Below are 25,742 nucleotides of genomic sequence, written 5' to 3' on the forward strand. Positions count from 1 at the left end.
TCACGCTTATTATGCAAAATTTGTTAATCTGACCGTAACTTTCTGTCTGGAAATGAATAGACTATCCAACATACCTTTGAAGTAAATGGCGGGTAACGGCATTTATTTTATAGCAATAATAACGTGTGGATTTTCCACCAACGAAAGACTTGATAAGAGGGTTAATTTCTATGGCGACAATGAAGGATGTTGCCCAGCTTGCCGGTGTATCAACAGCCACGGTATCAAGGGCATTGATGAACCCAGAAAAAGTGTCATCCTCAACGCGTAAACGTGTAGAAGATGCTGTTTTGGAGGCTGGTTATTCACCAAATTCTCTCGCTCGAAACTTACGTCGAAATGAATCAAAAACTATTGTGGCGATTGTCCCTGATATTTGTGACCCTTATTTCACAGAGATCATTCGAGGCATTGAAGACGCAGCTATGGAGCATGGCTACCTTGTTTTATTGGGTGACAGTGGCCAACAGAAAAAGCGCGAGCGATCTTTGGTTAACTTAGTTTTCACCAAACAAGCGGATGGCATGCTACTACTTGGAACGGATCTTCCTTTTGATGTCAGCAAACCCGAACAGAAAAATTTGCCACCGATGGTGATGGCGTGTGAATTTGCTCCTGAATTGGAACTACCGACAGTACACATCGATAACCTCACCTCAGCATTTGAAGCGGTGAATTACTTAACTCAGTTGGGGCATAAACGGGTTGCACAGATTTCTGGACCGGAAGCGGCCACATTGTGCCAATTTCGACATCAAGGTTATCAGCAGGCACTTCGCCGCGCAGGAATAACGTTGAATCCAGCATATTGTACTTATGGTGACTTTACTTTTGAGGCAGGCGCTAAAGCGGTAAGACAGTTACTGGCTTTACCTGAGCCTCCTACTGCCATTTTTAGCCATAATGACACAATGGCGATAGGTGCCATTCAAGAAGCTAAGAGGCTAGGGTTGCGAGTACCACAAGACCTCTCTGTTGTTGGTTTCGATGATATTCAATTTGCGAGCTATTGTGATCCACCGCTGACAACCATCTCCCAGCCTCGTTATGAAATTGGCCGTCAAGCGATGTTGATGATGCTCGAGCTGCTGCGTGGTCATGAAGTTGGTGCAGGTTCTCGATTGCTAGAAACGAGCCTAGTGGTTCGGGAAAGTGCCGCTCCTCCTCGTTTAGTGTAACGTTGGCAGCGCATTTTTGATGCGCTGCTTCCATTTCAGCGCTGTTAAGTGGCAGGAAACTGCATTAACATTGGGTCAAACCATCAACTTTTGAATTTTCTGTGGCTAATAAAGATTATGTAAGGCGCGGTCGTAGTCCGAAAAAGCCGACCCCAAAAAAAGCAGCCTCACGTCGTAAACCTTGGCGTAGTGGTTTATTGGCAGTAATACTGGTTTCTGCTTTTGGTTATGGTTTATACCTTCTGAGTAAAGATCCTGAGCCGCCGCAACCGGTCGTGGTGCAACCTAAGCCGGTAACAAAGCCAAAGCCAACCGATGTTATTCCTCCTCCTCCTGAAGAAAAGTGGGATTATGTAGACAGTTTGCCGAAGCGAGAAGTTGAAGTTGTTGCCAAGGAGCAGAAAGTCTCTGACATTCCATACATTATGCAGTGTGGCGCTTACAAAACTATGCAACAGGCGGAAGCGCGTAAACTCGATATCGCTTTCCAAGGGTTAAGCAGTAAAATCCGCAAGAAGGAAGATAGCAGTTGGTATCGTATTGTGCTTGGTCCGTATAAATTTAAGCGTGATGCTGAGCGCGATAAGCATAAATTGCAGCGTGCTAAAATCGAGCCTTGTGCTATCTGGAAAGAGCAGCAATAGACATTATTCTCACCGTAAGTTAGCTATTGCTTGCGGTGAGTTATCCTCTTCGACTTGAAATCTTTTCTTCGCATCCTCATATATTTGTCAACTCCATCGAGAAAATAAATAAGAGGCCCTGTCGTGACTACTATCGTATCTGTACGTCGTAATAATAAAGTTGTCATCGCGGGTGACGGACAAGTATCGCTCGGTAATACCGTAATGAAAGGCAATGCCCGCAAAGTTCGTCGTCTATACAATAACCAAGTACTAGCGGGATTTGCTGGTGGCACCGCTGATGCCTTTACGCTGTTTGAGCGTTTCGAAAGCAAATTGCAAATGCACCAAGGTCACCTGACTAAAGCGGCGGTTGAACTAGCGAAAGACTGGCGAAGCGACCGAGCCTTGCGCAAGCTAGAAGCTATTTTAGCGGTGGCAGATGAAACTGCATCGTTCATTATCACTGGTAACGGGGATGTTGTTCAGCCAGAAAACGACTTGATTGCTATTGGTTCAGGTGGCAATTTTGCACAAGCCGCTGCTACAGCGCTGTTAGAAAATACCGAATTAGACGCACGTGAAATTGCCGAAAAAGCACTAAAAATTGCAGGCGATATTTGTGTGTTCACCAACCATTTCCATACTATCGAAGAACTAGAAATTCCCACTGAGCTGCTATTGGAAAAACCACAGTCAGTCGAAAAATAAAGATAGTATTTAGTGTAAAAGAATTAAGGAAACTACTATGTCTGAAATGACCCCTCGTGAAATTGTCCATGAACTCAATCGACACATTATTGGTCAGGATAAAGCTAAGCGCTCCGTTGCTATCGCATTACGTAACCGCTGGCGTCGTATGCAGCTTGAAGAAAGCTTGCGTGTTGAAGTCACGCCTAAAAATATTTTAATGATTGGCCCAACGGGTGTTGGTAAAACGGAAATTGCTCGTCGTCTGGCTAAGCTTGCTAACGCGCCTTTTATTAAAGTCGAAGCGACCAAGTTCACCGAAGTGGGGTACGTAGGTAAAGAAGTTGAGACCATTATCCGCGACCTGACCGATGTTGCGGTAAAAATGACTCACCAACAGGCGATGGAAAAGGTGCAATTTCGTGCCCAAGAACAAGCGGAAGAGCGCATTTTAGATGCTTTATTGCCACCAGCTCGTGATGCTTGGGGTGAGAACGAAAAAAGCGAAGAAAGCTCGAACACTCGTCAGGTTTTCCGTAAAAAATTGCGTGAAGGGAAACTGGACGATAAAGAAATTGAGATCAATGTTGCTGTGCCACAAATGGGGGTTGAGATCATGGCTCCTCCTGGCATGGAAGAGATGACCAACCAACTACAAGGCATGTTCCAAAACCTGGCTGGCGACACCAAGAAAAAGCGTAAACTCAAAATTAAAGACGCTTTTAAAGCATTAACCGAAGAAGAAGCCGCCAAGCTGGTTAATCAAGAAGAGTTGAAAGATCAAGCTATCTATAACGTTGAAAATAACGGTATTGTTTTCATCGATGAGATCGACAAAATTTGTAAGCGTGGTGAAAGTTCTGGCCCAGATGTTTCTCGTGAAGGGGTGCAGCGTGACTTATTACCATTGATCGAAGGCAGCACCGTTTCGACAAAACACGGTATGGTAAAAACCGACCATATCTTGTTTATTACCTCGGGCGCTTTCCAAGTGGCGAAACCTTCTGATCTTATTCCTGAGCTGCAAGGTCGTTTGCCGATTCGTGTTGAGTTAGAAGCGCTATCTAGTCACGACTTCAAACGTATTCTGACTGAACCCAAAGCATCACTCACAGAGCAGTACATTGCACTGATGAAAACTGAAGATGTAAATATTGAATTTACCGAGGATGGGATTACGCAAATTGCAGAAGCGGCATGGCAGGTTAATGAAACCACTGAAAATATTGGTGCTCGTCGTCTGCATACCGTAATGGAACGTTTGATGGATGAAATCTCTTTTGATGCCACCGATAAGCCGGGTTCGTCAATGACCATTGATGCCGCTTACGTGAAAATGCGCCTCGGTGAGCTAGTAGAAAATGAAGACCTAAGCCGCTTTATTCTTTAATTAGCTGCGTTTTTCCAAAATAAGCTTGTAGCCCGTCAAATACGACGGGCTTTTTATTGGCATGGAATTGAGCGTATACTCTCAACATTATTCATAGGTTATGACTTTGCATGAAGAATTCGCTCCATATCTGGCTTGATGCCGCCAGACCGAAAACACTCCCTCTAGCCCTAGTTTCCATTTTAACAGGTAGTGCATTGGCGTTTTCTGCTGGTCACTTTTCTGCTCCCATTGCTTTGCTTGCGTTGCTCACCGCAACCTTATTACAGATTTTATCCAACCTAGCTAATGACTACGGGGATGCGATAAAAGGCACCGATAATGAGGCGCGATTAGGCCCCATGAGAGCCATTCAATCTGGAGCGGTGACACTGACTGACATGAAGCAAGCGATGGTGATTAACATTGTGCTTACGGTCTTATCAGGATTAGTTCTTATTTTTTATGCGCTGGATAGTTTACAAAGTATTCTGGCGTTTCTGGGGCTCGGCGTGTTGGCTATTATTGCCGCTATTGCTTACACCGTCGGTAACAAACCTTACGGTTATGTTGGTTTGGGCGATCTTTCCGTTTTTATCTTCTTTGGTTTGTTGGGTGTTTCGGGCACTTATTTTTTGCATACCGGAAACATCGAGCCAAGCTTGTTTTTACCGGCGCTTGGTTGTGGTTTATTGGCGGTTGCCGTTCTCAATATCAATAACATGCGAGATATTGAAAACGATGCAATCTGTGGAAAACGCACCGTAGCTGTGCGTTTAGGGCAAACCCGTGCTAAACAATACCACTTTATGTTATTGGCCGGAGCGGTCACAGCCTTTGCTGGGTATCTCGTTATGCAATCTAGCCCGCTGTGGATTAGCTTGCCATTTTTACTCAGTATTGTCGTGGTGGTGAAGCATGGTAAGGCGGTGTGGGTGAGCGATAAGCCTGCGCAAATCGCGCCCATGATGCCGGTTGTGGTGAAATGTTCGCTTATCACCAACCTGTTGTTTGTTGGAATTGTTATAGCTCAAACTCTGACGAGTTAATTGTGTCTTGTCATTGCAATGACTTAATGACCCTATATACTCGTTGAAGATGATTTTCGGCAAGAGAAGAACGGATATGGAATACAGCACCTCAGCGTTATGTGATATTTATCTCGACCAAGTCGATGTTGTGGAGCCAATGTTTAGCAACTTTGGTGGTAGCGCTTCATTTGCAGGCCAACTAACAACCATTAAATGTTTTGAAGACAATGGGTTGATCCGTGAAGTACTAGAGCAAGATGGTTTAGGCCGGGTACTACTGATTGATGGTGGTGGCTCACTGCGCCGTGCTTTAATTGATGCGGAATTAGCGGCTCTTGCTGAAGAAAACGAATGGGAAGGGATTGTCGTTTACGGCTGTGTGCGTGAAGTCGATGAACTTGAAGATATGAGTATTGGTATTCAAGCCCTAGCGTCTATCCCTGTTGGTGCTTCTGCACAAGGTATCGGTGAGGTTGATGTTGCGGTCAATTTCGGTAGCGTGACTTTCCTACCTGAAGATTACCTCTACGCCGACAACACTGGCATTATTTTGTCGCAAGAGCCATTAAATGTTGAAATGGACTTAGATGAAGACGATCAAGTGGATGAGTAATCTTTAGCTCTAATTTGAATCACAAAAAAGCCGACGTTTATTGCGTCGGCTTTTTTACAGTTTCCATCCCCTGTACGTTTAATCTTTAAAACGTTCAGTAACCTCGACTTTTGGCATCTTGCAGATAAATTGTTTTTTCTCCGAACTCGGCTTATTTTCTTCTTTTGACGTCCAGAACTGTCCTTCAGGTAGAGATTTTTGGTTATCTAAATAATTTAAATCATCAGCTGTGACTAGGAGTGCATCAAAATTTTCTTTACAATAGTTCGTTGATTCTGCAATTGTGTCTTGCAGTGGGATCTTTTCTATTTCCTTATATATTTTAGGTTGTATATAAAAGAATTTGTTATCTTCATATACTATTATGTTTATTGGATCTAGAAATTTATTTAAGTCCACACCAATGTCTGATGTATCGTCATTTGAATGTGCTGCTTCTTGCGTTTTATTTTCTTGCTCTTGCTCTTGCTCTTGCTCCGAGTAACTTGAAGTTGTAACTTTACTATCGTTTCTAGTCGAGAATTTAAAGTGATATTCATTTTTCGAGTAAGAAGTTGTCTTTATTGATTCTTTCTTATCGCCATTTTTGGCTAAAATATCGATAACACCAGAAAAAGTACCGCTAAATTCAACGACTTTTCCCTTGCCTGCGAATTCATTATTTACATAATATTCAGTATTTTCGTCATTAGATGTTAACAATAAAAAGTGTTTGTTAAGCCCAAGTTCTTTTCTAATCGCTTTTTCATCTGCTTTCGAAAATAACTTTGTGTATTTGGTGTTTACGCTATATTTAAGAACACCTTGCATATCTAGAGATGCATCAACAAAGTCAAAAGATTTGATCTTTATAGAATCAATATCACCATTCATTAAAGAAAAAGATTGCTCTATAGAACGTCGATTTCTTTCTATGCACAAGCTAATTGTTTCGCGGGAACCACATTTTATTTTTCCACTGTATTCTTGCTCATGTAGGATTGATTCTTCATTGATTAATCTGGTTTTTATTCTATTATATAGTTCTAGTATCTTTTGGTTTTTTATCTTTTCTATTATCAATAATAAACCTTTGGACTTTTCCATATCACGATGCGATATTTCTAACTTGCTTTCACTTTCATTGAGTTGTTCATTTAATTCTTTTATAGAAGATGATGCATTTTTCAATGAGGATATAAGGTCGTCATTAGAAGTTCCAGAAATCAGTTCTCTCTGAATCAGTTCCATACTATCAGCAATATGATATTTGTTATCATCGATTTTTTCTTTAATACTTTGAACTTCTGACTTTAACTTATTGTAATTTTTAGTTAGGTTGTCAATATTTGCATTATTGTATTTATTTTCGAATTCTATGTTTATATTGGATAGCTCATTTATTTCTGTTGTAGTAAGTTTATTATTTGCCATCAATGAATTGGAATTTAATATTAAACATAGCATTAAAATTAATTTTCTCACTTTACCCATTTCCGATTTATTTAATATTAAAAAAACAACCCAAAATATCTTAATTTTTTAGGGAGGTAAAATGAAAAAATCATACTTTTTGTTTGGTTTATGTTGCAAAGTGGTTGATTAATCGTGTTGGTAACGATGAGGGTGAATGATCTTAGTTGTCCAAGCATGTTTGAAGTTCATGCTTAATGAATGCTTTTAATTGTTTGTTTTTAAATGCTTTTATTTCTATTGTGGAGGTTTGGTCACCTTAAGTGCAAATCAATAACGGAGATTATCAAAATTTACACAACATAATTTATTTGCAGCGCAGCCCCAAAATAATTTTTTTTTAATTCCTTACTAGAGCGTATATGTATAATGAAATCTCCATAATCACCTATATAGGATGCTCGTTATGCAATTAAATTATTGTAAGGCGTGCCATGAGCTGCTTTCGTCAGAAATAAACGTTTGTTGTTATTGCTCTACTAAAGATCCATTCAACAAGAGAGCAAAGCGAGTAATATTTGGATGTCTGTTGGTGTTGGTGGTCGTTGGTGTGTATTGGTTATAATTGTTTATTAAATTCGCTGTCGATTCATGGGTAAAATATCGTTAGCATGGCCATTGATGACTGTTATATAAAGTTCCGTATTGTTTTTTGTATGCATATGTAAGCTTATATCCTTTTCTATTTGAAGCCGCAGCGGTGCTGGCTACGTTTGCTCACCCCACTCACATAGTTCGTTTATGCTCATGGGGATTTACTCACTTACCGCCTACCTGCAACTCCAAGTGGTTTGGGTATAGAACGATATTGACTTAATTGGTATCGATTGAACTAAAATAAAGCCATCGACTGGAGGCTCTATTACTGAGTTATCGGTTGACAGTTGCGCCGTAAACGCAGCGCGTAGACATAGCCTAGTATACCGCCTGAAACATTCCCTAGCGCAATGCCAATAAATAGCCCTTCAACACCATACCAATAAGAACCTAACCAAGCTGTTGGCAGGGTAAATACAAATAACCGCATAAAGCTCCATTGAAAGGCTCGTATTGGTTTATGCAGTGCGTTTAAACCAGCAATCAGCATCATCACAATGCCTTGGAAGCCGTAGCTAAAGGGGACAACGAGTAAGTAATGCCATAGAAGATCGCGTACTGACTGTTCTTGTGAAAATAGTGCAGCTAAAGGGATGCTCAGTGGCACCATCATTGCGAAAATCATCAATTGGAAAACAACCGAGAAACGCATACTCATAAATAAACCTGCAAAGCTGCGTTGTGTATTTTTGGCTCCAATATTTTGTGCCATAAAAGGCGTAAGTGCAGACGTTAAAGACATCAACACCAAAATTAAAATCGATTCGATACGTTGCGCAGCACCATAGGCAGCGACTGCGGCTGTTCCATGGCTGGCAAGCATTATCATCAATAGTGCTCCCAACAGCGGGTTCATCGCATTGGAAAGAGCGGCGGGGGTACCTACCTTTAATATCTGTTTCCAATCATGCCATAAAGTTGGCAAATAGGGCCAAGCTAAGAGTCGCTCTCTTGTGACTAATACGTAAAACGAACCACATAAAGCACCTAACCAACTAAAGGCGCTTGCAATTGCCGCACCTTGAATACCTAACTCAGGAAATGGCCCGTAACCAAAAATCAGTAGTGGGTCGAGCACACCATTAATTAAGCCTGATAACATCATTATTTTAGCCGGTGTTTTGGTATCGCCTGTCGCGCGAATCGCACTGTTGCCAGCCATTGGTACCACCAATAGCGGAATGGTCAGATACCATACTTGCATATACTGCTTAATGAGAGGAATGAGCTCGTGCGTTGCTCCAAGTAGTAAAAATAGTGGTTCAATGGTAAGCAAACCGATCGCGGAGGCGATCGTCACTAATATGACGGCCAGTAAGACCCCATGGCTAGAAAAACGCGCGGCATTTTGTGCATCGCCTTGTCCAAGCAAGCGTCCAATGCTGGTGGATAAACCAATACCAATGCCCATAGTAATGCAATTAATGGCAAAGGTGACCGGAAAGGTAAAGCTAATGGCGGCAAGAGATTGAGTACCAAGTAGTGAGATAAAAAAAGTATCGACCAAGTTAAACATCAAAATAGCGACTAAACCGAAAATCATCGGAATCGTCATTTGACGCAACACATCGGAAATGGGGGCTGTAAGTAGGCCGTGTTTATCGTTGCTTGCGGGTTGGTGCATAACTGACAGGCTTGGTAGGCAAAACGATAGGATACAAGATTATGATCTTAGCGGCTAGGTTGGGAATGTTAGCCAATAAAAAAGGCCAGCAGAGCTGACCTTTTTTAATTAAAGAAATACGATGATCGTAATAATTATGCGTTTTTCGCTTCAGCTGCCGCTTTTGCGATAGCTGCAAAGCTTTTCGCGTCAAGCGCTGCGCCGCCAACTAGAGCACCGTCGATGTCTGGTTGTGCAAAGTAAGCTGCTGCGTTTTCAGGTTTAACAGAACCGCCGTATTGGATCACAACGTTTTTCGCAACTTCTTCAGATCTCTCAGCAATGTGAGCACGGATTTGAGCGTGAATGCGTTGTGCATCGTCAGCTGTAGCCGCTTTACCAGTACCGATAGCCCAGATTGGTTCGTAAGCGATGATAGCGCCTTCAAGAGCTTCAACGCCTTGAGTGTTGATAACAGCGTCAAGTTGACGTGCACATACTGCCACTGTTTCGCCAGCTTCGTTTTGTGCTTCAGACTCACCAATACAAAGAACAGGCGTTAGGCCATTTTCTTTTAGGAATGCGAATTTTTTAGCAACGAACTCGTCTGATTCATTGTGGTATTCACGACGCTCAGAGTGACCGATGATGATGTGAGTTGCACCAAACTCTTTAAGCATAGCTGGAGACATGTCGCCAGTGAATGCACCGCTGTTGTGTAGGTCAGTGTTTTGAGCACCTAGGATGATCGCGCTACCAGCTTCAGTAAGCGTACGCTCAGCAAGGTCTACAAATAGTGCAGGTGGAGCAACTGCTACGTCTACGCCTGTAACGCCTTCAAGTTCAGCGTTAAGACCGTTTAGTAGTTCAACAACCATTTCTTTGCTGCCGTTTAGTTTCCAGTTACCCATAACTACAGGATGACGCATAGGAATATCTCCATTAATTATCAAATATTAAAGCCAATGAATGTAAAAAAATAAACGTGATTGCGAAAGAATATAACAGATAAAACTCAGCAGATCATGATGCGAGTCATGACTTTATTGGATCTTCATCAATGGTCTGTGCAGCTTGTCAGTGATCCCATCGGCAGAATAGTAGCCTATCACTCGGATTTTGCTCGATTAGTTGCTATACCCATAATCCGAAAGAATACTTATCATGCTAAACGGTTAACTCCGTATGACAGATCAGATAACCGATAAAAGGAATGCAAATGCCAAATCTTGTTATGGAATACTCAAACTCGGTAGATGAACGTGTTAATGTTCAAGGTTTGTTGGAAGATCTGCACCATGTGGCTCTGAAGTGCGGGTTATTTGATGCTGATTCGGTTAAATCTCGTGCGTTGCGCTGCCACCATTGGTTTATTGGTGAAGAGGGTGACAGTGTTGATTTTATTCATATTAGTTTTGAATTACTGTCAGGTAGAACGCCAGAACAAAAGCGTGACTTATCTCGTCAGTTGATGGAAGTTTTGCAGCAGCAAGCTAGTCAAGTAAGAAGCTTGACCATCAATGTACGAGACATGGATAAAGACAGTTTCCAGAAGGTCGTAAATTAACCTCATCTCTAATCTGAGTTAAGGTTAAATGAATCATTGTTAGGTAATAAAATGTCGATTAAAGAACTGCTATTTTCATTTCAAGGCCGTATTGGTCGAAAAACTTTTTGGCTATGGAACGTCACTTATTATGCGTTGATTATCGGTTTCGCTACCGTCGCTAATAAGATATTTCCCAATATTGCTTACCTTATCTTGCCAGTGTTTTTGTTGATTGTGCTCATTCCTGACTTGGCTATCACAACAAAGCGTTGGCATGATCGAAACAAGTCAGTGTGGTGGTTAGTGCTCAATGTTCCGCTGGTTTTGGGACGTATGACGATGCCAATTGGCAATGCCGATGTGGCGGCTCAAGCCGGTATGATGGAAGCCTTGGTTTCTCTAGTCGCACTAGTATGCGGAGTATGGATACTGGTTGAGTGTGGATTTATGAAAGGTTCGCCAGGCAGTAATGCCTATGGGCCTGAAGCAGAATGAGCTCAAACTTGATTAAACTTAAGCAGGCGTTGTGAGCCAGCTTAAGTTTATCGCCATCCATTATCGCGAGGTGTGAAAGGTACGATTTCGGCGCTAACTTTCTCTTTTTCAGATTCACCATCTAAGGCATTTTGGAATTTTATCATCTGTTGACTAAGCTCGCGCATTAAGGTGACGTTAGCGTGAATGGGATTTTTGCACTGGCTGACGACTAAATCAATGTGGCTTTGTTGAGCCCAAAGTCTATCTTGCATATTGAACGAAGCAGAGAGAATCAACTCCTCACAAATGTCTTTTTTTAGTTGTGTAAAGGCTTCTGGGTTGTGCTGTGCAAGTTCAACCAGTTCATCAAAAGAGGGTAAAGCCTGTTTTTGAGGGGGCACCATATGTCACTCCTTTACATTTGGGTATGTTGATTATTTTATCAACACACCCAAAGCATAACTGAGGAACGAGTGCTGTGTTGGAACGAAATGCGCAATTCTTAAATGTGAGACAATGCTAGCGAGTGGTAATTTTATAGGTGCAACGACGTTGACCTTGAATAATATGCTCACTCCGCTCAATGCAATGTTCGCTACCGAGCAGTGTTTGGAAGATATTCAGTTCTGATCTACAAAGGTTAGGGCAGCGGGTTGCGGCTTTGCAGATAGGACAATGGTTCTCGATTAACATGAAACCATCTTCCGTTGATTCCAATTCCGCCATATAGCCTTCTTGCTCACGTAGGGTAACCAAGGTATTCAATTTATCTTCTAAATTTTTGCAGTTGATTAACGCTTGTTGATATTGCGCCAATGTTTGAGCCTCGCGTTCAGCGGCCACCTTGGCAAGCCCCTCTTTACCGAACAAATGTTCAACCGCATCAATCACTTGGATGGTGAGTTCTCCGTGACGATCTGCGAATTGATCATGGCCTTTTTGAGTCAATGACCAATGACGAGTAGGACGCCCGACTTTTACTTTCACATCGTGAAAAGTAAGAATGCCATCATCTTCCAAACTTTGTAGGTGCTGACGAGCCCCCATGGTGGTGATACCTAAGTCATCGGCTAATTGCTTTGCGGTTACTGCGCCATCACGTTTTAAGGTTTGGAGTATTCTATCAATGGTTTTCATCGTATTCCTCTCATAACTTTATCTATTATGAAGAAGCAGGTTAATAAAGCAAATCATTTACTATGCCGCATAGGTAAGTGTTTAGTTTTGTGCGCATTAATGAGTTATTGACGACCAATTCGTTAATTTCGTCACAAAAAATTCTTATTTCCCCCTTGGGATTGCACTTACCACCCCCCACATATCTGTCACGAGCTGAGTAATCAGCCTTTCATAAACCTCACGGAAAATAAAATCAGGAGAGACGACCGATGAACATTCGTCCATTACACGACCGAGTTATCGTTGAACGCCAAGAAGTTGAATCTAAATCTGCTGGTGGCATTGTTCTAACTGGTTCAGCCGCAGAAAAATCAACTCGCGGAACCATCGTAGCAGTAGGTAAAGGCCGCATTCTAGAGAACGGTTCGGTTCAACCACTGGATGTTAAAGTGGGTGATACTGTTATCTTCGCTGAAAGCTACGGCACTAAAACTGAAAAGATCGACGGTAAAGAAGTGCTCATTATGTCTGAAAGCGACATTATGGCGATTGTCGAGTAAGAGTGCGCATTGAGTAATTTTTGCTCTAATTCAAAAACGATTGATTAAAACAGAATTAAGAAAAGGAAATTAAAGATGGCTGCTAAAGACGTTAAATTTGGTAACGACGCACGAATTAAAATGCTAGAAGGTGTCAACGTTCTAGCTGACGCAGTAAAAGTAACGCTTGGTCCTAAAGGGCGTAATGTTGTTTTAGATAAATCTTTTGGTGCGCCTGTCATCACCAAAGATGGTGTTTCTGTAGCGCGTGAAATTGAGCTGGAAGACAAGTTCCAGAACATGGGCGCTCAAATGGTGAAAGAAGTTGCTTCGCAAGCGAATGATGCGGCGGGTGACGGTACAACGACGGCAACAGTGTTGGCGCAAGCGATCATCACTGAAGGCCTAAAAGCAGTTGCTGCGGGTATGAATCCGATGGATCTTAAGCGCGGAATCGATAAAGCGGTTATCGCAGCAGTTGAAGCATTGAAAGAGCTGTCTGTACCATGTGCTGACACTAAAGCGATTGCTCAAGTAGGTACTATTTCTGCCAACTCTGACACGAGTGTAGGTAACATCATTGCTGAAGCAATGGAAAAAGTAGGTCGTGATGGTGTAATCACCGTTGAAGAAGGTCAAGCACTACAAGACGAACTTGATGTTGTCGAAGGTATGCAATTTGACCGTGGTTACTTATCACCATACTTCATCAACAACCAAGAAGCGGGCAGTGTTGAACTAGAAAGCCCATTTATCTTACTGGTTGATAAGAAAATCTCGAACATTCGTGAGTTGCTACCAACATTAGAAGCTGTTGCAAAAGCTTCTCGTCCGCTGCTTATTATTGCTGAAGACGTGGAAGGCGAAGCTCTGGCTACGTTAGTTGTCAACAACATGCGCGGTATCGTGAAAGTTGCTGCAGTGAAGGCGCCTGGTTTTGGTGACCGTCGTAAAGCGATGCTACAAGATATCGCAACGCTAACTGGTGGTACGGTTATTTCTGAAGAGATCGGTCTAGAGCTTGAAAAAGTGACACTAGAAGACCTAGGTCAAGCGAAACGCATCTCTATCACGAAAGAGAACTCAACCATCATTGATGGCGCTGGTGATGAAGCCGCTATCCAAGGCCGCGTTGCTCAAATTCGTCAACAAATCGAAGACGCAACTTCAGACTACGACAAAGAAAAACTACAAGAGCGCGTTGCAAAACTTGCAGGCGGTGTTGCTGTAATAAAAGTCGGTGCTGCGACTGAAGTTGAAATGAAAGAGAAGAAAGACCGCGTAGAAGATGCGTTACATGCAACTCGCGCTGCAGTTGAAGAAGGCGTAGTCGCTGGTGGTGGTGTTGCGCTTATCCGTGCGGCATCTAAAGTGGCAGGTCTTGAAGGTGATAACGAAGAGCAAAATGTCGGTATCCGTGTAGCACTTCGTGCAATGGAAGCGCCAATTCGCCAAATTACGACCAACGCTGGTGATGAAGAGTCAGTGGTCGCAAATAATGTACGTGCAGGCGAAGGTAACTACGGTTATAACGCGGCAACGGGTGAGTATGGCGACATGATCGAAATGGGTATTTTGGACCCAACCAAAGTGACTCGTAGCGCATTGCAATTTGCTGCGTCAGTTGCTGGGCTTATGATCACAACAGAAGCGATGGTAACCGACTTACCACAGAAAGAATCTGCTGGCATGCCTGATATGGGCGGCATGGGTGGAATGGGTGGCATGATGTAAATTTTGCATCATCCCCACTAATGTAAAGAACCGGAGCTTGGCTCCGGTTTTTTATAATTGTCTTAATTCTGACGTTTATTCGAAGGCGGTATTTTAGACTTCTGGCTTTGACTTGTCATTTTTAGTGTTACCTCCTACATTGGAGGGGAAGGAAATTGGCTGAGTTGTTGATTCTTAATTAAGTGCTTGGTGAAAGCAGTTTCGTTCTGTGCTAGGCAATTACTTAATGGCTTTACTTAGTCAATAGTAAGGTTTTATCTATCAGTGGGGATATTTATGAAAAAAGTGCTATCAATGTTAGCTGTTACTGCGGCCTTATCATCTTCTGTTGCCATGGCTGGAACTCCAGTTATGTTTTCTTCTATCAACAATTTTAATGCACCAGATGAAAATGCTGTATCAGGTCTACGCGTTGCAGCGCTTTATGGCAAAGTCGATGAAGTAAAAGGTGTCGATTTGGCTATTATTGGACTTTCTGAAACTAATTCAACTACTGGTGTTAACCTTGGTTTTTTTGGTGCATCAAAAGTCAACCAAGACATGACGGGCGCATCACTGGGATTCCTTAACTGGAATACAGGAACCGCTTCGGGGGCAAACATCGGTGCTGTGAACGTAACGAATGATGTACGTGGTGCGAACGTGAGCTTTGTTAACTATTCTGAAGGCAATACCATGGTTGATGTTGGTGCTGCTAACTTCTCTGAAATCTCTACGGTTCAAGTTGGCGTATTCAATAAAACAACCAAAATTGAAGGTGTACAAATTGGTTTGATCAACTGTGCTGACAATGGTTTTTTTAAATGTTTTCCTATAATTAACTTTGCTAAATAACTATTTATTTTCTAAGTTAATATAAAATAGTAAGCAATTTTTTGATGCTGCTAACGTTTTGTTAGCAGCATTGTTATTTCCCACTATCTTTATTGTGCCATTTTTTCACATTGGTATCGTACTGTTTGCGATAAAAATATACTAGTTATGATTTTTAATGGTATTGGCGAGTGCTCTGTTTTATTGAAAGTTATTTTTCTATCTAATGTGAGTTAGTTTGAATTTAAACTGTTAATTAAAATTACATTTTTAGGAAATAAAATGAAACTATCTAGGTTAACTTTTTGCATTGCTTCGGCTTTATTTTGTACGAGTGCAATTTCTGCTGAGTCTATTACGTTAGAACAATATCAAGCATTATTGCCAACTAAGAGTGGTAACGTTGATTATAGTCTTAAATTGGCCGATCAAACTACAGTGAATTATCATTGTAATATTAAGGCTCAAGGCGATAAATTGATTTTAGACCCAACGACATGTGATCAACGTGAAATTAACTGGAAAAAAAATTATCCAAATAAAGTCAGCTTGAATTTATTGAATTCCGATTCTAATCGGAAAATACTGGAGCATAAATTATGGGCAATGGCATTTGCTCACGCCTCTATGCAGAGTATGGTTCAAATTCAATATGGTCTAAAAAAAGAAAATGGTACTTTCGACTTAGATAAACCATTTGCGACCGGTGAATCATTTGGCGAATATTTCAAAAGAAATATGGGTCCAAACTATTATGTTTCGAAAGCACTACAAGAAAGCTCATTAGGTGATGATTTACCCTCTGCGGAAATGGGTGATGGTGATGATGATGGCGTTCTGCAGGTGGAATATCCTGGCAGTGCTTGGTCTGAGCTTCAAGGTGCCGCTGAAGGTGGGTTCCCTGCCGTATTTGCCGCTATGGATCCTGAAAATACCATTAGTTCTAATAACGGGCCTGCCCGTAATATTTTGGGTTCTGCAATTACCAGTGCCTATTATAATGCTTCTGCTGTTGCAATTAATACGGGAGCTTTTTCTTGGCAACAAAATGAAACAGCGCAAAATGAACCTGGTAACCGTATCCATGAATTCTTGCAAGGTGCAAAGGACCCTGATGCACTCTCCATGTTATTAAGTTTTATGTATAACCGTGGTCCTTACGCTGCGAAAGATCAGCCATTAAAAAATGAAGCGACTTTCCAACACTGCATGAACGTCACTCAGGATTTAGAAAATGACTGGACTTGCTTTACAAAGCAAAATGACTTTGGTTCTCGCTATATTCGTCAGATCCCAGATGTTTCTAAACAACTTTCTGAATCTGGTAAAATTTACAATGCATCGTTAACATGGAATGATTTGCGCGGTTATATCCAGCTATTGAAAAATTATGGTTTTTATTCAAACCAAGAAATTCAAACAATAACCAGAGCTGTTCGCAACGTTTTTGAAAATGAGCAAGTTGATAACAAAATCAAATACGCGAAGCATTTTGGTAAAGTTCTTGAAGCGGTATTGACTAGCGTTCCTGTGCGGACTTTCGGTGAGCAAGGTGCTATTGACGCAACTAAGTTTATTCCCGTTTACGTGGATAAGTCTGTCTTGTCAGACTCAATGAACATGGTAGTTCGAAGTGCAGATGGTACGATTTTAGTTAATGGTTGGGCAACACCAAATGCGCATACAATGCTGCCACTGGATGCTTCAATGGTCACTTTATCGTATCAAGGTCAGGAGTGCTCGGCGGAATTTGGCTCTGTTTTTGCTGAAACTGTTGATAACTTTACTCCAAGTAATGAACCGACAATTCAAATTACCGTAGCACCAACGGAATCAGATTGTAATATTTATGAAACTGAATTTAGTGAGCCAGAAGCGGCACTTGAAGGTGTTTGGAATAATTTTACGGCTTATCCTAACGCTGGAACTGTAGTGGTAGACCCATTTAATAACTTAGAGTATCGCAGTAAGTGGTGGATTAATGCTGGTGAAGCCGCACCACATGATCATATCGGATGGGAATTGGTTAATTAAATAGTAACAAAGATGGTAAATTCTAGTTTTTGATTCTATAAAAATGCCAGAATGAAGGTTCTGGCATTTTCTATCTAGTTCCCATTGTTTATTTTTATTGTTCTATACGCTTTTTATTTAATAGATGCGATGATTTCCTGTTTTGAAACTTTTGATGTACACCGCGGCGCAGGCTTTTAAAGCTATTCTCAACTTTATCTACTCCGTAAAGTACGCTCAGTACTAAAATGGTGATAATCACGGATTGTTGCAAGTACCCAAGGCCAATCATCAAACCAAGCGAAGCGAGTACCCAAATAACGGCCGCAGAGGTCACACCATGAATCTTACCATCTTGAGTCATCATCACCCCTGCGCCCAAAAAGCCAACCCCAGTGATGATCTGTCCAAGGACTCGAGCCTGGTCGAGTGTATTCGGTGACAAAGATACCCCCATCGCCAGGAAAAAGTATGTACCAGAAATAATTAATATCGAGGTTCGAATGCCTACCGGTTTCCCCCTAGTTTGGCGTTCAATACCGATTAATAGTCCATTGAGTGCGCAGCAAAGCAGAGCTGGCCAACTAAAAGGTCCAAGATTGAGAAGTTGTTCGATGGGTTGCATGCTGACCTCCTAAAAAACGTCGAGTATGCAGAGAAAGCGAATATTGATCGAACAAAAGCTTTTGTTTGTCTAGATAAGTAAAATTTATGGCGAGAGACAGTGATTTGTCAGTGCAATTATTTATCTATTCTAAATGCAAATCGAGTGGTGTTTTACTTGAACGACCGCCAATTTCTCGTGTTAATTTAGGAACTAAGTAACCAGAAACTTGTTCGATAACACCGGCCATAATGTCTTTAGCTTGTTGGTCTGAAACAAAAAAGTGTGCCGCGCCTTGAACTTTGTCTAATACGTGCAGGTAATAGGGCAGGATGCCAGCATCAAATAATGTTTCGCTTAATTGAACTTGCGCTTTGATGCTGTCATTGACCCCTTTAAGTAGTACGCCTTGGTTTAGTAGGGTGACATTAATAGCACGCAGACGGTTCATTTGCTGTTTAAGCTCAAGGTTGATTTCGTTAGCGTGGTTGATGTGCGTGACGAGAATGACTTGCAAGCGAGTATCTTGCAGTAACTCACATAACGAGTCGGTAATACGCGCCGGTATCACGACAGGCAAGCGCGAGTGAATACGTAAGCGTTTGATGTGTGGAATTTGGCTAATCGCATCGATCAACCATTTAAGCTCGTGATCTTTTGCCATCAGTGGATCGCCACCAGATAGAATGACTTCATTCAATTCAGGATGTGCGGCAATATAATCCAAGCTTTGCTGCCAAACCGTTTTACTGCCTTTATTCTCTTGGTAGGGAAAGTGACGACGGAAGCAGTATCGGCAATTCACCGCACATCCGCCTTTTACGATCATCAGTGCTCGGTTTTTGTACTTATGCAGCAAACCTGGAATCGCGTTATTTTGCTCTTCAAGTGGGTCAGTTGAATAGCCTTGATGCCATTCAAATTCTTCGCTGAGCGGAAGCACTTGGCGCAACAGTGGATCATAAGGGTTCCCTTTTTCCATACGTTCAACAAAACTTTGTGGTACTCGTAGGGCGAAAAGCTTGCGAGCTTCAAAGCCGTTTTGCCAAAGTGAAGGATCGATCTCCAGTATTTGTAATAAATCTGCAGGGTTTGAGATCGCATTCGTTAACTGTTGGAGCCAGTTTTGCTCAACAGATTCGACTTTTCGGGTTATTATGTGCGGCATTGAATTTAACTCGAAGAATGGTAAGAGGAAAAAATGGCTACTGTTAGCACGAATGAATTTAAAGGCGGTCTCAAAATTATGCTTGATAATGAGCCTTGTGTCATTCTCGAAAACGAGTATGTGAAACCAGGTAAAGGTCAAGCATTCAACCGTGTAAAAATCCGTAAACTGCTTTCTGGCAAAGTTCTGGAAAAAACATTTAAATCGGGTGACTCAGTTGAAGTGGCTGACGTTATGGATATCGACCTAGATTATCTATATAGCGACGGTGAATTCTACCACTTTATGAATGCAGAAACCTTTGAGCAGATCGCTGCAGACTTAAAAGCGGTTGGTGATAGCGCTAAGTGGTTGGTAGAAAACAACACTTGTATGTTAACACTTTGGAACGGTAACCCAATTGCGGTTACACCACCGAATTTTGTTGAACTAGAAGTGGCAGAAACCGATCCTGGCCTAAAAGGTGACACTCAGGGTACGGGTGGCAAACCAGCAACATTGACTACTGGTGCTGTAGTTCGCGTTCCACTATTTATTACCATTGGTGAAGTGATCAAAGTTGATACTCGCTCTGGTGAATATGTAGGTCGTGTTAAGTAAATCATTACTTAACGCTAAGAAGGTCGCGGTTGCGGCCTTTTTTGTCGCTGAACTATTTGATATTTACAGTGAACGACAAACAAATAAAAAAGCTGATGATTTCTCATCAGCTTTTTTGTTTTTATCGCATAAGCGTTGGATTAAATCATGAAGATAAATACAACGGCTAGGGCTGAAATTAAACCAGCAAAAGCGTAACAAGCTATTTTACCAACGATACCAGTATGGAATTTCAAGTCATGCATACCGTGGTGAACACGGTGCATGGCATGCCACATTGGTAGCGCTAATGTGCCAATGATGAACAGTGCACCGATAATGCTAGTCGCAAAGCTTGCAACACGTTCATAGCTCATGGCTTGTTCGTCAATAATGCCGAGTGGCGCTAGGATACCCAACACTAAAATAGTGATTGGCGTGATCATAGCAAACCATGTACCACCGGCACCAAATAGTCCCCACCAAACAGGTTCGTCAGAACGTTTTGGGGTGCGATTTACCTTATAATTGTTATTCATTACTATAAGCTCCTTACACCACAATCAGAACGATGAGAGAAATAAACGCCACCGCTGCCCACTGAGTGAGTACGATGATTTTTTTGTCGACTAACTTACCTTTCAGGCGAATAGGCATTACTTGCGGCATCATGCTGAAGAAGGTTTGAGCATGCAGCAAGCTGCCCGCTAAAGCGACGATGTTGATGGCAACCACAATTGGGTTTGCCATAAAGCTCAGCCAGCCTTGCCACGCTTCAGGACCCTTGACCAAACAACCCAAACCGAAAGTTAGGAATAGGGTAAATAGAATCAAAGGTAAAACAGTGGCTTCACGCATCATGTAGAAGCGGTAGAAAGGATGATCTTTCCACCAAGTACGCTTCATCTCACGTACATAAGGTTTACGGTTACTCATGATTACGCCTCCCCTGAATCTTTGTCTGAATGGCTAGTTGAACCATCAGGTTTTAGCATCGCGATGACAAAATCCATCGAAGACTCTACTTTACCTTGGTTTACTGCTGCTGCAGGGTCTACGTGTTTTGGGCAGACCTCAGAGCAATAACCAACAAAGGTACAACCCCAAGCACCGTTATCACCATTGATAAGCTTCATACGTTCAGCTTTACCATTGTCGCGGCTGTCTAAGTTATAGCGATGCGCAAGTGTTAATGCTGCAGGGCCAATGAACTCAGGGTTTAAACCGAACTGAGGGCAAGCTGCGTAGCAAAGACCACAGTTGATACATCCTGCGAACTGTTTGTATTTTGCCATTTGCTCTGGCGTTTGCAGGTTGGTGCCATCTTCAGGTTTACGGTCGTTACCGATAATGTAAGGTTTAATCGCTTCAAGACGTTCGATGAACGGCGTCATATCAACAATTAAATCTTTTTCGATAGGGAAGTTGGCTAATGGCTCAATCTTGACCCCATTCGGGTAGTCACGTAGGAAACTCTTACAAGCCAGTTTTGGTACACCATTCACCATCACACCACATGAACCACAAATCGCCATGCGGCAAGACCAACGGTAAGAGAGGTCTTTATCTAGGTGATCTTTGATGTAGCCAATGGCGTCGAGTACTGACATGGTTTCATCAAAGGGTACTTCAAAGGCTTGTAGATGCGGTTCAGCATCCGCTTCTGGGTCGTAGCGTAAAATATCTACTTTTTGAATACGATTTGCTGACATTATTTTTGCTCCTCTGCGCGTTTGTCTTCGGCGGCTTTTTCTGCCGCGGCCGCTTGTTCTGCGGCTTCACCATATAGACGCGCTTTCGGTTGTGACTTGGTGATTTTCACATCGCTGTAATCGATGGTTGGCGCTGCATCTGGTTGGTAGAAAGCCAAAGAGTGTTTCAGGAAGTTGACGTCATCACGTTCTGTACAACCTTCATCCAAACGTTGGTGAGCACCACGAGACTCTTTACGTAAAATCGCAGAGTGCGCCATCGCTTCGGCAACTTCTAAGCCGTAGCCAACTTCAATCGCGTAAAGCAAGTCAGTGTTGAATACTTTGCCTTTATCTTTGATGCTGATGCGCTTGTAACGCTCTTTAAGCTCGGTGATTTTATCGATCGTCGCTTGCATTAAATCTTCTTGGCGGTAGATACCACAACCTGCTTCCATGGTGTGACCCATTTCAGTGCGGATAGTAGCCCAGTTTTCATCGCCTTCTTGGTTCATTAGGGCTGCAATACGCTCTTCAACCGCTTTCACTTGTTTAGCGATAGATTCATCGTTCCAACCTTTAAATTCAGCAGCGCGTTTCACCGCTTGTTCACCAGCAACGCGGCCAAATACCACGAATTCAGCAAGAGAGTTTGAACCTAAGCGGTTTGCACCATGAAGACCAACGGATGCACATTCGCCGACCGCAAATAGACCTTTAATACGCGTTTCGCATTGACCATCGGTCTCAATACCACCCATGGTGTAGTGCACGGTAGGGCGAATTGGGATCGGCTCTTTGGCTGGGTCGACATTGACGTAAGCTTTAGCTAGCTCACAAATGAACGGTAGACGTTCTTGTAAGTACTCTTCACCTAGGTGGCGAAGGTCAAGATGCACTACATCACCCAGTGGGTGTTTGATGGTGTTGCCTTTTTGCTGTTCATGCCAGAACGCTTGAGAAACTTTATCGCGAGGACCCAGTTCCATATATTTGTTTTTTGGCTGACCAACGGGAGTTTCAGGGCCCATGCCGTAATCTTGCAGATAACGGTAGCCATTTTTGTTGACGATAATACCGCCTTCACCACGACAACCTTCGGTCATCAAAATACCAGTACCCGGTAAGCCTGTTGGGTGGTATTGAACAAATTCCATATCGCGCAGAGGAACACCGTGACGATAAGCCATCGCCATGCCGTCACCTGTTACGATACCGCCATTGGTATTACAGTGGTAAACACGCCCTGCGCCACCGGTTGCCAATACAACAGATTTCGCTTTAATAGTAACCAATTCACCTTCAGACATGTGAATGGCGATAAGGCCTTGTACTTCACCGTCTTCAACAAGCAGATCAACCACAAAGTACTCATCAAAGCGGTTGATTTGTGGATATTTCATTGAAGTTTGGAAGAGAGTGTGAAGCATGTGGAAGCCGGTTTTATCTGCCGCAAACCAGGTGCGTTCAACTTTCATACCACCAAAGCGGCGTACGTTGACTTCACCATTTTCTTTACGGCTCCATGGGCAGCCCCATTGCTCCATTTGCACCATTTCGCGCGTCGAATTGGCAACAAAGTATTCAACAACATCCTGTTCACATAGCCAGTCACCACCGCCAACGGTATCGTTGAAGTGGTTATCTAGGCTATCTTCTTCCTTGATAACTGCCGCTGAGCCACCTTCTGCTGCGACCGTATGAGAACGCATTGGATAGACTTTTGAAATCAGAGCGACTTCTAAATCAGGGTTTGCTTCAGCTGCTGCAATTGCAGTACGAAGACCAGCGCCGCCTGCGCCGATGACTGCGATATCTGTGGTGATAATTTGCACAGTTATCCTCCAGTGAGTGATGCGGAAATTCCGCTTGTTATAATTAAAAGCTAATAAGCCTTACTTTTGGTGCTGCTAGTGTAGAAGAGGTTAGTTAGGAAAAAATTGATTCTGTTAGGTTTTTGCTTCGGAAGTGCAAGTGTAAGCATAATTATTTTTCTTTGTGTGATAATAATCACGTACGGATTGGGAATTTGCTCTTAGCAGAGTAGAATTTGCCTTACTTCAACTTGTGTATCAGTCAAAAAATGAGCAAACAACACTGGATGCCAACCGCATCAATTCAACAACTGCGACAAAGAGCCCGCCTCATCAAGCAGATCCGACAATTCTTTGATGAGCGAGACGTGCTGGAAGTCGACACTCCTGCGATGAGTCACGCCACGGTGACTGATATCCATCTGCAAACCTTTGAAACAGAGTTTATTGGCCCTGGTTACGCTGATGGGCGTCGATTGCATTTTATGACTAGCCCTGAGTTTCATATGAAGCGTTTGTTGGCGGCGGGTAGTGGCTCTATTTATCAAATCAATAAAGCATTTCGTAATGAAGAGAACGGCCGATACCACAACCCAGAATTTACCCTCTTGGAATGGTATCGAATTGGGTTTAACCACCATGATCTTATGGATGAAATGGATACGTTGTTGCAGCTTGTTCTGCAATGTGCGATGGCTGAACGCATGACTTATCAGCAAGCCTTTATTCAAGTGCTCGGTGTTTGTCCTTTAGATGCTTCGATGACGGAGCTTAAACGCGTTGCTAGTACGCTTGGTCTGAACGATATTGCGCAGCCAGAAGAAGACCGAGATACGTTATTACAGCTGCTATTTAGTATCGGCATTGAACCGAAAATTGGTCAACAAGCGCCCGCATTTGTTTATGATTTCCCCGCCTCTCAAGCGGCATTGGCAAAAATTAATGTGCAAGATCCTCGTGTTGCGGATCGCTTCGAAGTCTATTTTAAAGGGATTGAGCTTGCTAACGGTTTTCATGAGCTGGATAACCCACAAGAGCAATTGGCACGTTTTGAAGCGGATAACCAAAAACGTCACGCGATGGGACTTGCCGAGCAGCCTATTGACTATCATTTAATTGAAGCATTAAAAGCGGGCTTACCTGCATGTGCAGGTGTGGCTTTAGGGATTGATCGCTTGATTATGTTGGCGCTTGGTCAAGATCACATCGATAAAGTGACGGCTTTCCCATTTCCAATTGCTTAATTTGAATCTCGGTATTTTTCTTCATTCACTCCTGATGAATGAGGAAAAATGCAACACTTGTTTATTCTGCCGTCTAAGCACTCGCGTCATGCCTTCAACCTCGCTATACTCCTTGTCTGTTTTTAAGCCCACATTGCAAGAGCACAACATATGCAAGAGTACATCGAGTTTTTCCAACAAAATATGATTCTATCTTTGGCATGGGTAGGTATTCTCGTTGCCTTAATTATGAGCATCGTAAAATCGACCACTGCGGCATACAAAGAAATCACCGCAGCACAAACCACTTATCTGATGAATCGTGACAATGGTGTGGTTGTTGATATTCGCTCTAAAGAAGAGTTCAAAAAAGGTCATATAACTGATGCGGTTCACATTTTACCGTCGGATATTAAAGCAGGTAACTTTGCTAGCCTTGAAAATCGCAAGTCAGACCCAATCATTGTTGTATGCAAAACGGGTCAAACTGCGCAAGAGAGTGCAAACTTACTCGCTAAAGCTGGTTTTGAAAACGTGAATCTATTGAAAAGCGGTTTGGTTGCTTGGAATGAAGCTAACCTACCATTGGTTCGCGGCAAGAAGTAATTCACTGACAGTCGTTCTCTAGAATTGAACTTGCTTGAGTGAAAATTCATCATTTAACCTGAAGAGTTGTGATGTTTTCCACGTAATAGTGAGTTCATCTAGTCATTCAAAATTAGCTCGGTTAGTCTCAAGACAACACAGAATTTGTAAGTATTTAAGGATTAAACAATGGCTGAAGCAGCACAACAAGACGCACAACAAAATTTCGCAATTCAACGTATCTTCCTAAAAGATGTTTCTTTTGAAGCTCCAAACTCACCAACGATGTTTCAAAAAGAGTGGAATCCAGATGTGAAGCTGGATCTAGACACTCAAAGCCGTGAGCTTGGTGAAGGTGTATACGAAGTTGTGCTGCGTCTAACGGTTACTGTAAAAAATGCTGAAGAAAACGCATTCCTATGCGAAGTTCAACAAGGTGGTATCTTCACTGCAGATAAAATGGAAGCAGGCCAATTGGCTCATTGTTTAGGTGCATTCTGCCCTAACATTCTATTCCCATACGCTCGTGAAACTATTTCTAGCTTGGTGGTTAAGGGTACATTCCCACAACTTAACCTTGCACCAGTTAACTTTGATGCATTGTTTATGAACTATCTACAACAGCAAGCGTCTCAAGGTGAACAAGCTGAGGCTTAATCGCTATCAGCGTTAGCATTT

Annotated in this window: 27 protein-coding genes; 16 read left to right on the forward strand and 11 right to left on the reverse strand. The window is 42.5% G+C overall.

All coding sequences use genetic code 11. The features are described 5' to 3' along the window. Positions 1–170 precede the first annotated feature (170 nt). From cytR to rraA, 6 genes are all read left to right on the forward strand, one after another. Complete coding sequence (gene cytR, locus EYW48_RS01900) at positions 171–1,178, forward strand: DNA-binding transcriptional regulator CytR (protein ID WP_176246601.1); 1,008 nt, start codon at positions 171–173, stop codon at positions 1,176–1,178. A 101-nt stretch (positions 1,179–1,279) separates the two neighbouring features. Further along, positions 1,280–1,822 (forward strand): SPOR domain-containing protein, encoded by a 543-nt coding sequence (locus EYW48_RS01905; RefSeq protein WP_053309608.1) that lies wholly within the window; start codon positions 1,280–1,282, stop codon positions 1,820–1,822. A gap of 123 nt (positions 1,823–1,945) precedes the next feature. After that, positions 1,946–2,512, forward strand: a complete 567-nt coding sequence (gene hslV / locus EYW48_RS01910; protein WP_053309607.1) for an ATP-dependent protease subunit HslV — start codon at positions 1,946–1,948, stop codon at positions 2,510–2,512. Between the two features lie 37 nt (positions 2,513–2,549). Next, the gene (gene hslU, locus EYW48_RS01915) at positions 2,550–3,881 is read left to right on the forward strand and encodes an HslU--HslV peptidase ATPase subunit (RefSeq protein ID WP_053309606.1); all 1,332 of its coding nucleotides are present in this window, start codon (positions 2,550–2,552) and stop codon (positions 3,879–3,881) included. A 110-nt stretch (positions 3,882–3,991) separates the two neighbouring features. After that, on the forward strand, positions 3,992–4,909 hold the full coding sequence (locus tag EYW48_RS01920) for a 1,4-dihydroxy-2-naphthoate polyprenyltransferase (RefSeq protein ID WP_171980960.1): 918 nt from the start codon (positions 3,992–3,994) through the stop codon (positions 4,907–4,909). Between the two features lie 76 nt (positions 4,910–4,985). Beyond that, positions 4,986–5,504 (forward strand): ribonuclease E activity regulator RraA, encoded by a 519-nt coding sequence (gene rraA, locus EYW48_RS01925; RefSeq protein WP_277431808.1) that lies wholly within the window; start codon positions 4,986–4,988, stop codon positions 5,502–5,504. A 78-nt stretch (positions 5,505–5,582) separates the two neighbouring features. Here the strand turns inward: rraA and EYW48_RS01930 are convergent, their stop codons facing one another. From EYW48_RS01930 to tpiA, 3 genes are all read right to left on the reverse strand, one after another. After that, positions 5,583–6,968, reverse strand: a complete 1,386-nt coding sequence (locus EYW48_RS01930) for a hypothetical protein (RefSeq protein ID WP_277431809.1) — start codon at positions 6,966–6,968, stop codon at positions 5,583–5,585. 850 nt (positions 6,969–7,818) lie between these two features. Continuing rightward, positions 7,819–9,177 carry an MATE family efflux transporter gene (locus EYW48_RS01935; protein ID WP_176247179.1) on the reverse strand — a complete coding sequence of 453 codons (1,359 nt, stop codon included), beginning with the start codon at positions 9,175–9,177 and terminating at the stop codon, positions 7,819–7,821. Between the two features lie 134 nt (positions 9,178–9,311). Next, complete coding sequence (gene tpiA, locus EYW48_RS01940) at positions 9,312–10,085, reverse strand: triose-phosphate isomerase (RefSeq protein ID WP_274681374.1); 774 nt, start codon at positions 10,083–10,085, stop codon at positions 9,312–9,314. A 290-nt stretch (positions 10,086–10,375) separates the two neighbouring features. Between tpiA and EYW48_RS01945 the strand changes: the two genes are divergently transcribed. Then, entirely contained in the window at positions 10,376–10,723 is a 348-nt protein-coding gene (locus tag EYW48_RS01945) for a 5-carboxymethyl-2-hydroxymuconate Delta-isomerase (protein ID WP_053309600.1), read from the forward strand. A gap of 51 nt (positions 10,724–10,774) precedes the next feature. Next, positions 10,775–11,200 (forward strand): DUF805 domain-containing protein, encoded by a 426-nt coding sequence (locus EYW48_RS01950; protein WP_274681373.1) that lies wholly within the window; start codon positions 10,775–10,777, stop codon positions 11,198–11,200. 47 nt (positions 11,201–11,247) lie between these two features. On the opposite strand, the gene EYW48_RS01955 is transcribed toward EYW48_RS01950, so the two are convergent. After that, the gene (locus tag EYW48_RS01955) at positions 11,248–11,586 is read right to left on the reverse strand and encodes a DUF3135 domain-containing protein (protein WP_168520794.1); all 339 of its coding nucleotides are present in this window, start codon (positions 11,584–11,586) and stop codon (positions 11,248–11,250) included. Between the two features lie 115 nt (positions 11,587–11,701). Further along, on the reverse strand, positions 11,702–12,319 hold the full coding sequence (locus EYW48_RS01960) for a metalloregulator ArsR/SmtB family transcription factor (protein ID WP_172531897.1): 618 nt from the start codon (positions 12,317–12,319) through the stop codon (positions 11,702–11,704). A 251-nt stretch (positions 12,320–12,570) separates the two neighbouring features. Here EYW48_RS01960 and EYW48_RS01965 point away from each other — a divergent pair, with 251 nt between their 5' ends. The 4 genes from EYW48_RS01965 to EYW48_RS01980 all read left to right on the forward strand — a co-directional run bounded on the left by EYW48_RS01965 (position 12,571) and on the right by EYW48_RS01980 (position 17,421). Continuing rightward, the gene (locus EYW48_RS01965; RefSeq protein WP_053309596.1) at positions 12,571–12,861 is read left to right on the forward strand and encodes a co-chaperone GroES; all 291 of its coding nucleotides are present in this window, start codon (positions 12,571–12,573) and stop codon (positions 12,859–12,861) included. 75 nt (positions 12,862–12,936) lie between these two features. Further along, complete coding sequence (gene groL, locus EYW48_RS01970; RefSeq protein ID WP_053309595.1) at positions 12,937–14,574, forward strand: chaperonin GroEL; 1,638 nt, start codon at positions 12,937–12,939, stop codon at positions 14,572–14,574. Positions 14,575–14,850: 276 nt separating this feature from the next. Next, positions 14,851–15,408, forward strand: coding sequence for a phaC PHA synthase (locus tag EYW48_RS01975; RefSeq protein WP_168520800.1), 558 nt, complete (start codon positions 14,851–14,853; stop codon positions 15,406–15,408). 261 nt (positions 15,409–15,669) lie between these two features. Next, positions 15,670–17,421 (forward strand): hypothetical protein, encoded by a 1,752-nt coding sequence (locus EYW48_RS01980; protein ID WP_274671420.1) that lies wholly within the window; start codon positions 15,670–15,672, stop codon positions 17,419–17,421. Between the two features lie 94 nt (positions 17,422–17,515). On the opposite strand, the gene EYW48_RS01985 is transcribed toward EYW48_RS01980, so the two are convergent. Together EYW48_RS01985 and epmB are read right to left on the reverse strand one after the other, a co-directional pair. Beyond that, complete coding sequence (locus EYW48_RS01985) at positions 17,516–18,025, reverse strand: MgtC/SapB family protein (RefSeq protein WP_053309592.1); 510 nt, start codon at positions 18,023–18,025, stop codon at positions 17,516–17,518. A 124-nt stretch (positions 18,026–18,149) separates the two neighbouring features. Continuing rightward, entirely contained in the window at positions 18,150–19,172 is a 1,023-nt protein-coding gene (gene epmB / locus EYW48_RS01990; RefSeq protein ID WP_261917303.1) for an EF-P beta-lysylation protein EpmB, read from the reverse strand. Between the two features lie 33 nt (positions 19,173–19,205). Between epmB and efp the strand changes: the two genes are divergently transcribed. Continuing rightward, positions 19,206–19,772 carry an elongation factor P gene (gene efp / locus EYW48_RS01995; RefSeq protein ID WP_053309590.1) on the forward strand — a complete coding sequence of 189 codons (567 nt, stop codon included), beginning with the start codon at positions 19,206–19,208 and terminating at the stop codon, positions 19,770–19,772. 140 nt (positions 19,773–19,912) lie between these two features. Here the strand turns inward: efp and frdD are convergent, their stop codons facing one another. From frdD to frdA, 4 genes are read right to left on the reverse strand one after another with little or no spacing between them, the layout of a single operon-like run. Beyond that, the gene (frdD, locus tag EYW48_RS02000) at positions 19,913–20,290 is read right to left on the reverse strand and encodes a fumarate reductase subunit FrdD (RefSeq protein WP_053309589.1); all 378 of its coding nucleotides are present in this window, start codon (positions 20,288–20,290) and stop codon (positions 19,913–19,915) included. A 13-nt stretch (positions 20,291–20,303) separates the two neighbouring features. Then, positions 20,304–20,687 (reverse strand): fumarate reductase subunit FrdC, encoded by a 384-nt coding sequence (frdC, locus tag EYW48_RS02005; protein WP_053309588.1) that lies wholly within the window; start codon positions 20,685–20,687, stop codon positions 20,304–20,306. Positions 20,688–20,689: 2 nt separating this feature from the next. After that, the gene (locus EYW48_RS02010) at positions 20,690–21,463 is read right to left on the reverse strand and encodes a succinate dehydrogenase/fumarate reductase iron-sulfur subunit (protein WP_053309587.1); all 774 of its coding nucleotides are present in this window, start codon (positions 21,461–21,463) and stop codon (positions 20,690–20,692) included. After that, positions 21,463–23,277: a fumarate reductase (quinol) flavoprotein subunit gene (gene frdA, locus EYW48_RS02015; RefSeq protein ID WP_053309586.1), complete on the reverse strand. Its 1,815-nt coding sequence runs from the start codon at positions 23,275–23,277 to the stop codon at positions 21,463–21,465. The genes EYW48_RS02010 and frdA overlap by 1 nt, the downstream gene beginning before the upstream one ends. Positions 23,278–23,525: 248 nt before the next feature. Between frdA and epmA the strand changes: the two genes are divergently transcribed. The 3 genes from epmA (at position 23,526) to secB (ending at position 25,721) form a co-directional block, all read left to right on the forward strand. Then, positions 23,526–24,500, forward strand: a complete 975-nt coding sequence (epmA, locus tag EYW48_RS02020; RefSeq protein WP_261917305.1) for an elongation factor P--(R)-beta-lysine ligase — start codon at positions 23,526–23,528, stop codon at positions 24,498–24,500. A gap of 150 nt (positions 24,501–24,650) precedes the next feature. Then, complete coding sequence (locus EYW48_RS02025) at positions 24,651–25,085, forward strand: rhodanese-like domain-containing protein (RefSeq protein ID WP_053309584.1); 435 nt, start codon at positions 24,651–24,653, stop codon at positions 25,083–25,085. Between the two features lie 168 nt (positions 25,086–25,253). Beyond that, a complete protein-coding gene (gene secB / locus EYW48_RS02030; RefSeq protein WP_053309583.1) occupies positions 25,254–25,721 on the forward strand; it encodes a protein-export chaperone SecB in 468 nt (155 codons plus the stop codon). Positions 25,722–25,742: the final 21 nt, after the last annotated feature.

The sequence above is a fragment of the Vibrio sp. 1180_3 genome (assembly GCF_029478545.1).
Taxonomy (GTDB): domain Bacteria; phylum Pseudomonadota; class Gammaproteobacteria; order Enterobacterales; family Vibrionaceae; genus Vibrio; species Vibrio aestuarianus.

Coding starts and splice junctions, on each gene's coding strand:
- cytR (WP_176246601.1), top strand. CDS start 171: ATGGCGACAATGAAGGATGTTGCCCAGCTTGCCGGTGTATCAACAGCC.
- hslU (WP_053309606.1), top strand. CDS start 2,550: ATGTCTGAAATGACCCCTCGTGAAATTGTCCATGAACTCAATCGACAC.
- EYW48_RS01920 (WP_171980960.1), top strand. CDS start 3,992: ATGAAGAATTCGCTCCATATCTGGCTTGATGCCGCCAGACCGAAAACA.
- rraA (WP_277431808.1), top strand. CDS start 4,986: ATGGAATACAGCACCTCAGCGTTATGTGATATTTATCTCGACCAAGTC.
- EYW48_RS01935 (WP_176247179.1), bottom strand. CDS start 9,177: ATGCACCAACCCGCAAGCAACGATAAACACGGCCTACTTACAGCCCCC.
- tpiA (WP_274681374.1), bottom strand. CDS start 10,085: ATGCGTCATCCTGTAGTTATGGGTAACTGGAAACTAAACGGCAGCAAA.
- EYW48_RS01945 (WP_053309600.1), top strand. CDS start 10,376: ATGCCAAATCTTGTTATGGAATACTCAAACTCGGTAGATGAACGTGTT.
- EYW48_RS01950 (WP_274681373.1), top strand. CDS start 10,775: ATGTCGATTAAAGAACTGCTATTTTCATTTCAAGGCCGTATTGGTCGA.
- EYW48_RS01955 (WP_168520794.1), bottom strand. CDS start 11,586: ATGGTGCCCCCTCAAAAACAGGCTTTACCCTCTTTTGATGAACTGGTT.
- EYW48_RS01960 (WP_172531897.1), bottom strand. CDS start 12,319: ATGAAAACCATTGATAGAATACTCCAAACCTTAAAACGTGATGGCGCA.
- EYW48_RS01965 (WP_053309596.1), top strand. CDS start 12,571: ATGAACATTCGTCCATTACACGACCGAGTTATCGTTGAACGCCAAGAA.
- groL (WP_053309595.1), top strand. CDS start 12,937: ATGGCTGCTAAAGACGTTAAATTTGGTAACGACGCACGAATTAAAATG.
- EYW48_RS01975 (WP_168520800.1), top strand. CDS start 14,851: ATGAAAAAAGTGCTATCAATGTTAGCTGTTACTGCGGCCTTATCATCT.
- EYW48_RS01980 (WP_274671420.1), top strand. CDS start 15,670: ATGAAACTATCTAGGTTAACTTTTTGCATTGCTTCGGCTTTATTTTGT.
- EYW48_RS01985 (WP_053309592.1), bottom strand. CDS start 18,025: ATGCAACCCATCGAACAACTTCTCAATCTTGGACCTTTTAGTTGGCCA.
- epmB (WP_261917303.1), bottom strand. CDS start 19,172: ATGCCGCACATAATAACCCGAAAAGTCGAATCTGTTGAGCAAAACTGG.
- efp (WP_053309590.1), top strand. CDS start 19,206: ATGGCTACTGTTAGCACGAATGAATTTAAAGGCGGTCTCAAAATTATG.
- frdD (WP_053309589.1), bottom strand. CDS start 20,290: ATGAATAACAATTATAAGGTAAATCGCACCCCAAAACGTTCTGACGAA.
- frdC (WP_053309588.1), bottom strand. CDS start 20,687: ATGAGTAACCGTAAACCTTATGTACGTGAGATGAAGCGTACTTGGTGG.
- EYW48_RS02010 (WP_053309587.1), bottom strand. CDS start 21,463: ATGTCAGCAAATCGTATTCAAAAAGTAGATATTTTACGCTACGACCCA.
- epmA (WP_261917305.1), top strand. CDS start 23,526: ATGAGCAAACAACACTGGATGCCAACCGCATCAATTCAACAACTGCGA.
- EYW48_RS02025 (WP_053309584.1), top strand. CDS start 24,651: ATGCAAGAGTACATCGAGTTTTTCCAACAAAATATGATTCTATCTTTG.
- secB (WP_053309583.1), top strand. CDS start 25,254: ATGGCTGAAGCAGCACAACAAGACGCACAACAAAATTTCGCAATTCAA.